This window comes from Ferruginibacter sp. (assembly GCF_031430955.1).
In the GTDB taxonomy this organism is placed as follows: domain Bacteria; phylum Bacteroidota; class Bacteroidia; order Chitinophagales; family Chitinophagaceae; genus Ferruginibacter.
Map to the genome: position 1 here is coordinate 1 of NZ_JANPCM010000288.1, position 13,823 is coordinate 13,823.

Annotated in this window: 10 protein-coding genes; 3 read left to right on the forward strand and 7 right to left on the reverse strand. The window is 36.2% G+C overall.

Annotated features, from left to right (window positions below; all coding sequences use genetic code 11):
* Positions 1-1,831, forward strand: a 1,831-nt coding sequence (locus ACY65O_RS08120) for a hypothetical protein (RefSeq protein ID WP_462220354.1), incomplete at its 5' end; no start/stop codon positions are given.
* A 139-nt stretch (positions 1,832-1,970) separates the two neighbouring features.
* On the opposite strand, the gene ACY65O_RS08125 is transcribed toward ACY65O_RS08120, so the two are convergent.
* The 7 genes from ACY65O_RS08125 to purD all read right to left on the reverse strand — a co-directional run bounded on the left by ACY65O_RS08125 (position 1,971) and on the right by purD (position 10,685).
* Positions 1,971-2,714, reverse strand: a complete 744-nt coding sequence (locus tag ACY65O_RS08125; protein ID WP_462220355.1) for an MBL fold metallo-hydrolase — start codon at positions 2,712-2,714, stop codon at positions 1,971-1,973.
* 185 nt (positions 2,715-2,899) lie between these two features.
* Positions 2,900-4,267: a rod shape-determining protein RodA gene (gene rodA, locus ACY65O_RS08130; protein ID WP_462220356.1), complete on the reverse strand. Its 1,368-nt coding sequence runs from the start codon at positions 4,265-4,267 to the stop codon at positions 2,900-2,902.
* A gap of 75 nt (positions 4,268-4,342) precedes the next feature.
* Positions 4,343-6,445 carry a penicillin-binding transpeptidase domain-containing protein gene (locus ACY65O_RS08135; protein ID WP_462220357.1) on the reverse strand — a complete coding sequence of 701 codons (2,103 nt, stop codon included), beginning with the start codon at positions 6,443-6,445 and terminating at the stop codon, positions 4,343-4,345.
* Between the two features lie 97 nt (positions 6,446-6,542).
* Positions 6,543-7,076, reverse strand: a complete 534-nt coding sequence (gene mreD, locus ACY65O_RS08140) for a rod shape-determining protein MreD (RefSeq protein WP_462220358.1) — start codon at positions 7,074-7,076, stop codon at positions 6,543-6,545.
* A 173-nt stretch (positions 7,077-7,249) separates the two neighbouring features.
* Positions 7,250-8,113: a rod shape-determining protein MreC gene (mreC, locus tag ACY65O_RS08145; RefSeq protein WP_462220359.1), complete on the reverse strand. Its 864-nt coding sequence runs from the start codon at positions 8,111-8,113 to the stop codon at positions 7,250-7,252.
* Between the two features lie 85 nt (positions 8,114-8,198).
* Entirely contained in the window at positions 8,199-9,224 is a 1,026-nt protein-coding gene (locus ACY65O_RS08150; RefSeq protein WP_462220360.1) for a rod shape-determining protein, read from the reverse strand.
* Positions 9,225-9,404: 180 nt separating this feature from the next.
* A complete protein-coding gene (gene purD, locus ACY65O_RS08155) occupies positions 9,405-10,685 on the reverse strand; it encodes a phosphoribosylamine--glycine ligase (protein ID WP_462220361.1) in 1,281 nt (426 codons plus the stop codon).
* A gap of 206 nt (positions 10,686-10,891) precedes the next feature.
* On the opposite strand from purD, the gene ACY65O_RS08160 reads away from it, so the two are divergent.
* Together ACY65O_RS08160 and ACY65O_RS08165 are read left to right on the forward strand one after the other, a co-directional pair.
* A complete protein-coding gene (locus tag ACY65O_RS08160) occupies positions 10,892-12,613 on the forward strand; it encodes a peptide MFS transporter (protein ID WP_462220362.1) in 1,722 nt (573 codons plus the stop codon).
* Between the two features lie 79 nt (positions 12,614-12,692).
* A partial coding sequence (locus tag ACY65O_RS08165; RefSeq protein WP_462220363.1) for a peptide MFS transporter occupies positions 12,693-13,823 on the forward strand: 1,131 nt, incomplete at its 3' end.

Sequence of the window (13,823 nt, forward strand, 5' to 3'; positions counted from 1 at the left end):
TCACTATTTTCTTCGAGTAGGAAATATCCAGACAAGGAGACACGTTTTAGACGCAATCTTTTTTTGGCTTATTCCCCAACTCAAAAATACAAGTGCTATTTTAATAGATTCATGGAGCATATCTTCCATAGCTTTTAATGCTGCAAGGTTATTATGTAGATATGATGATAAGATTCATCATAGTTCCTTTCATGTTAACATGCTATCCTACTACCCAAACGGCAAAAAAAATTTGGATGTTGAAACGTACGCTTCAATTGAACCGTTACTTCACCAAAATGAAAAGAAAATTTTATTTCTTTTAAGTGCTATTAAGACTGAGAAAAGTTATCAAGCCTTAAAAAATATATTCACTGGGCTTGAGTTAGAAGATAAAATTGAATCCACTGCTTTATATAAATTAGTAAAGAAAAATAATCTTGCTTATGAAAACAGCGTAAATATTCTTTGTGATTTAAGCAATATGCAAGGGCTATGTTTTGACTCCTCTTTAGATTTGAGTTCTAATGAAAAAGTAATTCCAATTGATGAAAAAGTATTCTTTCCGCTACTTATACAGGAGTCGCAAATAAACCTAACTATAGATTCATATAAGAATTCTAAACAATTTTGCCATGACTACTGCAATAAAAATGTATTTACAATACATAGAGATGCGCTTGATTTAAAAAAAGCATTTATACGCCATCATTGTATTTTTATAGATATAAATAAAATGCTTGAAGTTGAGTCCTTTACTGATAAACTAAAAATTGCAATAAACGGTTTCAGCAAAGCCCCTAATTATATTATACATCCTCCACATGAACAAGGAGAAAAATTAGCGACATGTATAAAAATTTTGATTGATACAAAGTTTATGACTTCAGTAGAAATATTCTCAATAACGGACACTTTAATAAATGATGAAAAAAGGGGAATTGCAGAACATCTTAAAAAATTATCAGAATCAGATATGATTCTGGTAATTGATGATGTTTCAGTTACGGGAAGCAGACTTAAAAGTTATCAGCAAAATTTAAGAACCAGTTATAAAGGTCAAATACACTATTTTATAGGAGTAGCTCGTCCTGAAAATGATACAGTATGGAATAAAAAGGTAAATGAACTTCAATTAAGAATAAATTCCTCGGGGGGTAAAAATCCGATTCAACATATTGTAACATCTATAGAAAAAATAAACCTGCCTGATTGGGATGAGAAAAATTGTCCATGGTGTAATGAAAAAGACATTCTGCAAAAATTAATAACTGAAAAGAAACATGATAGTCAACTATTTATTACATCCTTAAGAAATAGATATAGCGAATTGCAGGGCAGTAAAAAAGAAGGACTAACCAATAATGTTTTCTTTGATTATACGGAATCAACAAAGCAAGCATTTCTTGGAGGCTCTATTTTTTTTGATAGTCAATCTGTTAGTGAAGCTGATTTGTTTATAGCAATAGCGGCAAGCATACATCATTTAAGAATTATTGGGGGTCCTGAAGTTGACAACAAAACTAATATTATTACATTAGGCATATTAAATCCCTATTACAAGATATTGGCTATTGATGCATATTTACCAGCCGGAGCCAGATACAATGAAGCCATTATAAGAGCATGTATTATTAGAGCCTGTACAAGGCAGGAACTACATGCAAAAACCGAAGAAAATATTGATAGGCAAAAAAGTTATTTGAATGATTTTATCGCAGGAATTTCATTACAAATAGCTGATAGAGGCTTTTTTTTATACGAATTATATGTTTCGTTAAAAGCAAAAAAATTACCTAAGCCTACAGATGATAAATTGATTAATATCCTTGTCTCAAAAGTTAGTAACTAAAATAAGGGGGCCGTTTTGAAAAAATATTTTTTTGTTGCATTATTCTATCGCACATCCTGTGCTATTACACGTTTTACAAAAAGCAAAAAAAGAATAACAGGCATCAGAATAACAAAGATCTCAGAAGATATCTTTATACCTAAAACTCCACCACCGGCGTTTTAATATCATGATAAAATAAAAAGGTCCATTTTTCCTGTTGCCCCTGTTGCCACCATTGCTGGCGAAGCTCCATACATTTTTTTCCGTCGTAATCGTACTTGGCTACAAATTTATTTTTCATTTGCTGCAGTTGCGGTGCCACATCGCCGCCAAAAAATATTTTCTGTCCATCTTCTTCAATCCAAAAAACCTGGTGAAAGGGTGAGTGTGCACCGGTTACTTCGTACTTTATATAATCATCAATAACACCATTGCCCTGCGTAAAAATTACTTTATCGCTATCACCTAAAATTTCAAATTCTGCCGGAGTGTAAGAAGGTTTGCCTTTTGCCATGGCTGAATCAAATTCATCTTTGTTTACATAATACATGGCATTAGGGAAACTGATAAACCGATGTTGTAAAATTTTATCTTCCTTACTTACGCCACCGCTATGGTCTTTATGCAGATGGCTTAATAAAATTTTTGTAACCTCTAAAGGGTTAATGCCATTATCCAAAAGATTTTGATGAATTTGTAAACTGCCGTTGGGATTAGTAAAACCCAGGCCGGTATCAATTACCAAAATATCTTTTGCAGTAACTATTACAAAGGGCTGTATTTCTACCAGCAAACTGCCAATGGGCCTTTGCTGCAGATCATCTTTGTCTTTATTAAAAGGAACAAACTGTTTGGTATTATCAATGGTGAATGCGCCTTCGCTGAGTGGAATTATTTTCATGATGCCGAGCCACAGCCCCCTCTATCTCTCCGCCTGTTGGCGGAAGGAAATGAAGAAGATGATGGAGAATTTTGACCCTGATTATTTACGGGGTATTGTTATATAAAATAGTTAACTGCAAAAGTAATTGAAAAGAAGTTGGATATAGCAGCGTATGCTCCCCTTCAGGGGATGGGGGCTGCCCTTTACCTCAATATCATCCCTCTGTCGGCATCCAGCTTGATGGATATAAATAATAAAACGGTAAAAGTTATTAATGAAGAGCCGCCGTAACTGAGTAGTGGCAATGTAATACCGGGTGATGGTGCAAGGCCAAGCGTCATACAAACATTAAGCGCCACATGAAAAAATAAAATGCCCACCACACAATACATATATACACGGCTGAAAGTGCTGCGTTGCCTTTCGGCTAAAAAAACTAACCGCAGCATTAAACCAAAATACAGCAGCATTAAAACTGCACAACCCCAAAAGCCAAAATTTTCTCCAACGGAACTAAAAATAAAATCGGTGTTTTGCGCCGGTACAAACGAACCACGGGTTTGTGTACCCTGCAGATACCCTTTACCCCAAAAACCGCCGCTGCCAATGGCAATCTTAGATTGCTTCACATTATAGCTTTCTACTTTTTCGCCGGGTTTCTTTTTTGCAGTACCAAGCTTAGCAAATTCTTTTTGAATATCGGCAGTACGTTCTGCACTTTTAAATTTATAATCATCTATCCCAAAGGTGGAAAATATACGCACTATCTGATGCGGCTTAAGTACACTTTCAAATAAAGCAGGCACCAAAAATTTTTGTACACCTACGCATAAAATCCACACTGCAGCAATAGAAATTAAAAAGCCTTTATCTCTTTTTATTTTTCTTCTGTATAAAAAAATAAACAGCGCCGCAATTATGGTGAGGGCAATAAATAAAGTATTGGGCAGTATTACAATGCTGGCAATTATAAGTATGGCAAAAGAAAAAAGAATGATGAGGTACATGGTAGGCAATCCTTCTCTGTAAAAAGCAATACCGAACGAAAAATAAACAATTGCTGCACCTGGTTCGCTTTGCAACACCGATAAAATTGCCGGGCTAAAAGCAATAGCTGCTGCAATTAATTGTGTTTGTGTTTTATGAAAATTTGTTTCGGGCAGCGATAAATATTTTGCCAGCGCCAGCGATGTAAATATTTTACAAACTTCCACCGGCTGAATATTCATAAAGCCTAATGGTATCCAGCTTTTTGATCCGCCTACTTCTTTACCCACTACAAAAGTGGCCAGTATAAGTAAAATACCAAAGGCATAAGCAAGGTTGGCGGTGGCAGTAAAAAATTTACTGTCGGTAAGTAAAATAAATATGCCTACAATTATGCTGACAATAAAAAAATAAAACTGCTTGCTGTATTCTTTTTTAAATCCTAAAAAGGTTTGCAGTACCGGGTCGCCGCTTTTATATTCTACCGAAAAAATACAGAGCAGGCCAATCATTACCAGTATGGCGTAAAGCCAAATCATTACCCAATCGATGCCTTTTGATATGGAAGGATTTTTTTGATACATGAGGGTGAGTGGTGAGCCATGAGCGGTGAGCCATGAGCGGTGAGTAACAAAGGCTCACTTCTCAAAGCTCATTGCTCACGGCTTTACTGAATCTTTTATTTCGGGTTTCTTTTTTTCGTTGGGCAAAATTGCATCTGTGTTTATTTTTATTTTGTTATCGTTACTGTCTTTTTTTGGTTGTTCTTTTTTTTGATCTTCTTTATCTTTTTTTAATTTATCCATAGCTTCCTCTTCATCACTATCATCCATACCCAAAGTATCTTTTATAATTTTGATGTAGCCTTTTGCTACAAGATAAGCCGAGTCTTTAGAATGCCTTAATGAATCCTGTCTTTTCATTTCATCATAAATCCTGGAAGGAATAAGATTTAATTTAGATAATTGATCGATTCTGGCAATCCTCGCTTTATCAGGTATAGAATCGTTTAAATATTTTTCAATCATTAACCCTACAATAGGAGCAGCATAAGTACCGCCAAAGCGGCCGCTGTTTTCTACCACACACATAATGGCAATTGTAGGATTTTCTCTTGGTGCAAAGCCTGCAAAAAAAGCATGATTGGGTTGCTTTACACCCCGGTAATAATTTTCTACCGTTCCGGTTTTACCACAAATATTTATACCGGCAACTTTTGCTGCGATACCGGTTCCCCTGTCCACCACGCCCTGCATACCATCATGCACTGCTTCAAAAATACTGTCGGGTATATCAACGGTATTATGCTTTTCTTTAAAATTTGCAAGCATATTAAATTTATCACCCCCTTCAATAGAATCAATTAAATGCGGTGTTTTATACCAGCCTTTATTAGCAATATAAGCCATTTCGTTTGCCACCTGCATAGGTGTTACGTCCACTTCACCCTGGCCAATACTTACAGAACGAAACGTACAATAATTCCATTTACCTGTTCCGTAAATTTTATTGTAATAGGCAGCATTGGGTATCAATCCACGTTTTTCAGATGGTACATCAACCCCTAATTTATGGCCCAAACCAAAAGCCTGCATATAACGGCTCCATACATTCAGGCTGCTATCCTGATTGGGATACTTGGGATTTGTAATCACCCTTTGCATTACATTGGCAAAATAGGTATTGTCCGAAATAGTGATGGCACTGCGTAAATCGAATGTGCCATAATCCAAACACTTCATTGGCCTGCCACTGCCGCAACCATAAAATGCACCGGAGCAGGTAAACCTGGTGCTGGTTTCAATTACACCTTCGTGCAAACCGATTAATGCCTGCAAAGTTTTAAATGTTGAGCCCGGAGAATAAGTTGCGCCAACTGTTCGGTTTAATAATGGCAATGCCGGATTTAATAATAATTCTGCAATGTGTTTTTTTCTTTCGGCACCGGTTAATAATTTTGGTTTAAAGGTGGGGCTGCTTACCATGCATAAAATGCCACCGGTACGGGGGTCTATTGCTACAATAGAACCTAATTTATTTTCCATTAATTTTTCTCCCAACTCCTGCAGTTCAATATCCAGTGATGTGTGCATGTTTTGCCCGGCAACAGCAGTGGTGTCAAACTTTCCTTTTTCTAATCTTTCGGTAAGCCTGCCCACTTTATCTTTTTTCCAAAACTCAATTCCCCTTTGACCGAGCATTACATTTTCGTAAGTTCTTTCCAAACCGGTTTTGCCAATATAATCTCCCATTACATAACCGGTGTATTTTGGATTTTTTAAAATGTTGCTGTCCACCTCACTTAAGTAGCCTAAAATATTTCCTGCGGCATCATAAGGATAATCTCTTACCGATCTTTCCTGTAAATAATACCCCGGTGTTACTTTATAAAGTATTTCCGAAAGCTTAGCCATTTTTTCGTTACTCAGTAAGGCTTCAAAAATAGATGGCCGGTAACTTTTGTATTTAAAAACAATGTTCTCCATCCGTTTCCTAAACTCAGCGGTATCAATATTTAAAATATTGCAGATAGCCATGGTATCGGTACCCTTAATTTTATTGGGTATAACCATCAAATCAAAAATAGTAGTGTTTTGTAAAATAGATTTTCCGGTACGGTCGTACACAATTCCCCTGTCGGGGTAAATTACTTTTCTAAAAATGCCCTGGTCATCTGCAGCCAATTTGTATTTGGGAGAAAATAACTGCAGGTTCATCAGCTGTAAAATAATTATCAGCATCATGCCGATAAACACCAGCATAATTACATTTTTACGAGACTGATTAAAGACAGACACTTGGGATTTATGATTTTAGATTTTCGATTTATACTATTGACGATTGACCATTCACCATTCGCTACACTGTGTTTGTTCTGAATTTTTGTTTACGAACAAATAACAATTCGGTAATTATTATCAGCAGTAAACTAATGGCGGTTGATACAATTATTTTTACCAAAAAATACCAAATATTACCAAACTGCCATGCCTGTAATAAAAACAGCCAGGTGTGATGAATTATTGTGAGTACGGCAACATAAATAAAATAAGGCAGAAAACCTCCCATACTTTTAATAGAAGGTTCTTCATAATTATCATCTGCCCCTTCCTGGGGTATTAATAAGTTTACAAGGTGGGGTTTTAAATAAGCAATTAAAACACATGCCGCAGCATTAAAGCCCGGGTTGTGGTTAAAACTATCCAGCGTAAAACCAAATACAAAAGCAATAATTAGCTGCAAGATTCGGTTCATATTAAAAGGCAGCCATAAAATGAATAAAAAATATAAGTACGGCGTTACCATTTGGTGCAGGTGAATATTATCCAGTACAAAAACCTGTACCAAAATAAAAAGCATGAACCTGATAATATTTTTTACTACTGTACTCATTTAATATTTTTTATTTTTTCACCTGCGGTGAAAATTACGCCACAGAGGGCACGGAAACACAAAAACGGGTTTATTAGTTTTATATTCAGCAACACGAAAAATGTATTAATATTTTCCGTGTTGCTGTGTTTCCGTGGCAATTCCGTTTTTTGCCAAAGGCAAAGACTGTTTCTTTATTTTGCCTGTTGTTTTGCTTTTTCTAATAATTGATTAATAGCTTCCTGCTGATTATCGTCAATTACATAAACATACTGCAGGTTATAAAAATTTGCTGCCGACTTTAATTTTATTAAAAAATTATTACTGCTTTTTTCTGCAAATACTTCTGTTATAAAGCCCAGTATTTTACCTTTTGGAATTGTAGTGGTGCTAACGCCGCTTGATATTATAGTATCGCCTGCAGCAACCTTTGCACTCTTAGGTATGCGGTTCATTGATAAAATATTGGGGATTTTTCCATCCCAGTTAACAGTGCCTGTTTCACCATTACCTTTTAACAGCATGCCATCAACATGGCTGTCCTTATGCAGCAAGCTCATTACAATGGCATAATCATCACTAACATCTGTAATACTTCCTACTACTGCATTATTAATATCAATAACACCCATACCAATTTTTAATCCGCCCCGCTTACCCCGGTTTAATACAATAAAATTACTTTGTAAGTTTACAGAGTTTTCAATTACAGTTGCCTGCAGGTAATTATATTTTCTGTATTGTGTCAGCGAATCAATTTTAAGGGTATCAATAACTGCTTTGCCTGCCGTATCGGGTAATTGAAAATCGGCCCGCAGTTTATTGTACAATCTTTCATTGGCCTTAACTAATGAATCGTTTGTTTTTTTGAGATAAAAAAAATCCTCAATCTTATTATACTGTTCATTTACTTTACCTGTGAGCTGGTTGGTAGTATTGCTAAAAACGGCTGTATGATACGTATTGTAATGAACGATTAAATAAATACAAAATCCCTGCAGCAACAGGAAAAAAAGGAGAGTAGAATAGCGGCTAATGAAAAGAAAAATATTACGCACAAGTGTAAGGAATTAGGAATTGGGAGTTAGGAATTGGGAGTATTGCAATCCTTATTACAAATTCCTAATTCCTAATTATTGTAAATTATCTCATCACAAACGGATACCTGTCGTAATGCTTTAACGCAATACCTGTACCACGTACCACACTCTTTAACGGATCATCGGCAACATGCACCGGCAATTTAATTTTTGCCTGTAATCTTTTATCCAACCCTCTTAACAAAGCGCCACCACCGGTAATGTATAAACCACGGCGGTAAATATCAGATGCCAGTTCGGGTGGTGTAGTTTCCAAAGCTTTTAAAATAGCTTCTTCAATTTTAAAAATACTTTTATCTAAGGCTTCGGCCACTTCCTGGTAACTTACCATAACCTGTTTAGGAATACCGGTAACCAGATCTCTTCCGTTTACAGGAATATCATCAGGAGGATTATCTAAATCTTTCATGGCGCTGCCTACCTGAATTTTTATTTGCTCGGCAGTGCGTTCGCCAATTAATAAACTATGATAACGGCGTAAAGCTTCCATAATATCTGCAGTAAATTCATCGCCTGCAATACGAATGCTTTGGTCGCAAACAATACCTGCCAACGCAATTACGGTAATACCGGTTGTACCACCGCCAATATCAATGATCATATTTCCCACCGGTTCTTCTACATCTATACCAATACCCAAAGCCGCAGCCATAGGCTCATGTATCAAATAAACTTCTTTTGCGCCTGCCTGTTCTGCACTATCCCTTACAGCTCTTTTTTCAACTTCGGTAATAGAAGATGGAATGCAGATCATCATCCTCCAGCTTGGGGCAAACAAAGGTTTTTTAGGATAGATCATTTTGATCATTTCCCTTATCATTAACTCGGCGGCATTAAAATCGGCAATTACACCGTCTTTTAAGGGCCTAACGGTGCGGATGCTTTCGTGGGTTTTTTCATGCATCATTAATGCCTTTTTACCCACAGCTAAAATATTTTTAGGATTGTTTCGGTCGAGCGCCACAATAGAAGGCTCATTTACCACCACTTCATCGTTGTGTATAATGAGGGTATTGGCAGTACCCAGGTCAATCGCAATTTCCTGTGTAAAAAAGTTAAAGAGGCACATATTTTATAAAGTGAAAATCGTACGTAATTTGATGCAGGCAAAGTTGGCGTAAATTATTTGAATTAACAACGGCAATTTTTTTATTTTTCAAAGATTTGTGAGATTTTTTAAACGGGCTTAAAAAGTGAACTTCAAAACTAAAAAATTATTTGCCAACGTTTAATGGATTGGCGAATGTGTTTATTCAAATTCGTAACCAATATCACTGCGAAAATATATGCCTTCAAAATACAATTGCTCCAGCATATAATTTGAATGTTCGGCAGCCTCAGCAATTGTATTACCAAATGATGTAACCACCAGCACCCTGCCGCCAGTTGTTACTACCTCATCTTTTTTTATTTTGGTAGCAGAATGAAACATGAGGCTGCTTTGAAAAACCTCGTTATCAAGACCCAGTACGGGTATGCCTGTTTTAAAATCGCCGGGATAGCCGCCACTAACGGCAACTACTGCGGCGACAGACCGGCTGTCTGTTTCAATGGCTATTTCGTGCAATTTTTGTTGTGTGGTGGCAATAAGTAATTCTACCAAATCGTTTTTTATACGGGGTATTACTACTTCGGTTTCAGGGTCGCCCATGCGGCAGTTGTATTCAATAACTTTTGGTTCCCCATTATCATTCATCAGCCCAAAAAATATAAACCCTTTATACTCTAACTGGTCTTTTTTAAGGCCGGCAATGGTTGGTTCAATAATTATTTCTTTCACCTTTTGTAAAAAAGCTTCGTCAACAAATGGTAATGGGCTTACCGCTCCCATGCCACCGGTATTAAGGCCAGTATCCCCTTCCCCAATCCTTTTATAATCTTTTGCTTCGGGCAGCAACAGGTAATTTTCGCCATCGGTAAGCACAAAAATGCTTAATTCAATGCCATTTAAAAATTCTTCTACCACTACTTTTTTTCCTGCATCACCAAATTTTAACTGGTGCAGCATCAGCTCAAATTCTGATAGCGCTTCTAAATTACTCTTACAAATTAAAACCCCTTTACCAGCTGCCAAACCATCGGCTTTTAAAACTACCGGTAACGAATGGCCTTTTAAATACTCCACCCCGGCAGCATAGTTTGCGGCGGTAAATTCTCCATAAGCAGCGGTGGGAATATTATGGCGCTTCATAAAAGCCTTGGCAAATGCTTTGCTACCTTCTAACTGTGCCGCAGCTTTAGAAGGGCCAATTACAGCTATATGTTTAGTAGCTTCATTATTTTTAAAAAAATCGTAAATGCCTTTCACTAAAGGTTCTTCTGGCCCCACTAAAATCATATCTACATTATTTGCAGTACATGCAGAAGCCAGCAACTCAAAATCGTTTACTGCCACAGGCAGGTTAGTACCGCACAAAGCAGTGCCTGCATTACCGGGTGCAATAAATAATTTATTACATAATTTACTTTGAGACAGTTTCCAGGCAAATGCATGCTCCCTGCCGCCGGAGCCAATTAAAAGAATATTCATGAATTGAGTAGCAATATTAAATGGGTTAAAAATTTAAGACTGCGAATTTAAAATTATGGTGGCGCATTTCAAGAATAATTTTATAAATGGTAATTTATTGTAACCTTTTGTTTTAAAATTGAAGCGTATAAATTGATTGTACTAAAAAGAAAATGACTATTTTGGAGTATTAAAACAAACTAAACAAGCATTTAAAACTACTAATTATGAATGATCAGGCAGTAAAAAAACAAGGACATCCGAAAGGATTGTACGTATTATTTGCTACGGAAATGTGGGAAAGGTTCAACTATTATGGAATGAGAGCCATTCTTATACTATTTATGACCAAAGCTTTACTTTTTGATAAGGTTTTGGCATCTCAACTATATGGTAGTTATACAAGCTTGGTTTACTTAACTCCTTTAATTGGTGGCATTATTGCCGACCGGTATTGGGGAAACAAAAGGTCTATTATCACTGGGGGTATTTTGATGGCATTAGGAGAATTTATACTTTTTTTCTGTGCCTCTCTTTATCAATCGTCGCCAGATGTTTCTACCTTTTTATTTTTTACAGGTTTAGGGTTTATGATTACCGGAAATGGGTTTTTTAAACCAAATATTTCTTCTTTAGTTGGTCAAATGTATCCAAAAGGTGATAGAAGAATTGACCCGGCATACACAATCTTTTACATGGGTATTAATGTTGGAGGTGCTTTAGGTCCGATTTTGTGCAGTATGGTAGGTGAAACTGGAAATCCAGCAGATTTCAAATGGTCCTTTTTAATTGCTGGTATTGGAATGGTGCTAAGCGTAATAATTCAAAAAATTTATCAGGATAAATATTTAAAGGACCCCGCCGGAAATGACCTTGGTAATGAACAAAAAAATATGCCTGCATTTTTGAAAAACCCAATTACTTCATCATTATGTTTAGCTGGCTTAGCGGCTCTTTTTGTTGGGATGGTATATTTAGATGCTAAAGTATTTTCGTACATATTTTACTTACTAATTGGTGCATTAATTTTAATTGCATTTCTGATTTTTGGCGATAAAACACTTTCCAAAATTGAAAAGCAAAGGATTGTAGTAATTTTTTCAGTGGCTTTTTTTGTTGTTTTTTTCTGGAGTGCTTTTGAACAGGCTGGTGCGTCATTAACTTTTTTTACAGATGAACAAACTAACAGAAGATTAAATTTATCAGTTCCTGTTTGGGCAATTAATTTAATATCACTTGGTTTATTAGCATATGTGGGAGTACTATGGAAAAAAGCAATTAAAAATTTAAGAGAGCATGATAAATCTTTACTAATTGGTGCTCAAATAGTAATGGCAATAATAGCAATAGGACTTCTTTATTTTAATGTGAATTTTTATTTGAATGGGGAAAGTAACTGGAATGTAGAGGAAATTGGAGCTGGAGCATTTCAGTCATTAAATTCCGTATTTGTTGTTTCGCTTGCACCTTTATTTGCCTGGCTTTGGATTAAGTTGGGAAAATATGAACCATCCAGTCCAACTAAAATGGCCATTGGCCTTTTGCTATTATCAATAGGTTACTTAGTAATTGCAGTGGGTGTTAAAAATTTACAACCAGGAATTAAAGTAAGTATGTTATGGATAACGAGTTTATATTTTTTGCATACTTGCGGTGAGTTGTGTTTATCACCAATCGGTCTTTCTTTAGTAAATAAATTATCTCCGTTAAAATATGCAAGCTTATTGATGGCAGTATGGTTTTTGGCAAATGCATTTGCCAATAAACTTGCCGGTGTATTAAGTGCATTGTATCCTGAAGCAGGAAAAACAACAGCGTTTTTAGGATATAAAATGGAAAATCTTTATGACTTTTTTATTCTTTTTGTTATTCTTTCGGGAGTTGCATCCTTAATTTTATTTTTGCTTACAAGAAAATTACAAAAGCTTATGAATCTTTCAGAAAATTAATTTTTCTTTTTCTATACTTAAGGCGACTACTTAAAAAAGTCGCCTTTTTTTATTTATCTTACCATATAAAAAACAAAGCATGAGCAGCGCCGCAAAACATCCCAAAGCCCTTCCCTTTTTATTCTTTTCCGAAATGTGGGAACGCTTTGGTTATTACCTGATGATCGGTATTTTTTTGCTCTACCTCAAAAATGTAGAACATGGTTTTGCCATGACGAACAGCGAAGCTTCTGATTTGTATGGTACTTTTATCGCACTGGTTTTTCTTACACCGTTTATTGGAGGGTTATTAGCCGACCGTTATTTTGGCTACCGCAAATCTATCATTGCCGGCGGACTGATGATGGGTGCAGGTTATTGCATGATGGCAGTACACAACCTGCCCATGCTGTATTTATCCATGACCCTGGTAATTGTGGGTAATGGTTTTTTTAAACCCAACATCAGTACACTTCTGGGCAACTTATACAGCACCCCTCAGTTTGAAAAAAGAAAAGATGAGGGCTATAATATTTTTTACATGGGTATTAATATTGGTGCATTCATTTGTAATTTTTTTAGTGCTGCAATTATAATTGTATGGGGATGGAAATATGCTTTTGTTGCTGCAGGTGTGGGTATGTTTCTGGGTGTTATCATTTTTATACTGGGTACCAAACATTATACTTCCGGTGATATAAGAAAGCCGATGGCCAAAGAAGATATGCCTTTTTCTAAAATTGTACTTACCATATTTATACCTGCTGTAATTGCCGGTATAATTGGATGGCTTATAAAAGGCACCGCAAGTGCGGCTAACCCAGACAGTTCTATCTTTGGCTCCGACTCTACCGATGCTTTCATCTTTGCCTGCATACCGGTTATTTATTTTTATTCGTCTTTATATTTTAGAGCTGCCGCTGAAGAAAAACGCCCCATCGCAGCATTGCTTGCAATTTTTGCAGCGGTGGTTATGTTTTGGGCAGTGTTTAAACAAAACGGAACAGCACTTACCATTTGGGCAGATAATTATACTAACAGGCAGGTACATGGTACAACGGCAGGTATTTTTAAAGGATTGAGCCAGGCTAAAGATGTTACTTATAAAAAAGATACAGTGGAGCAATATGAAGGCTTATTTAGATTACAAAAGAAAGACGGTAAAGTAATTAAAGAATATGATTACCCTGTTTACTTTAAAAATGTTGCGCCACAAAATCTGCCTGTTGAT

Coding starts and splice junctions, on each gene's coding strand:
- mreD (WP_462220358.1), bottom strand. CDS start 7,076: ATGAGTACAGTAGTAAAAAATATTATCAGGTTCATGCTTTTTATTTTG.
- purD (WP_462220361.1), bottom strand. CDS start 10,685: ATGAATATTCTTTTAATTGGCTCCGGCGGCAGGGAGCATGCATTTGCC.
- ACY65O_RS08125 (WP_462220355.1), bottom strand. CDS start 2,714: ATGAAAATAATTCCACTCAGCGAAGGCGCATTCACCATTGATAATACC.
- ACY65O_RS08135 (WP_462220357.1), bottom strand. CDS start 6,445: ATGCTGGTGTTTATCGGCATGATGCTGATAATTATTTTACAGCTGATG.
- ACY65O_RS08160 (WP_462220362.1), top strand. CDS start 10,892: ATGAATGATCAGGCAGTAAAAAAACAAGGACATCCGAAAGGATTGTAC.
- ACY65O_RS08150 (WP_462220360.1), bottom strand. CDS start 9,224: ATGTGCCTCTTTAACTTTTTTACACAGGAAATTGCGATTGACCTGGGT.
- rodA (WP_462220356.1), bottom strand. CDS start 4,267: ATGTATCAAAAAAATCCTTCCATATCAAAAGGCATCGATTGGGTAATG.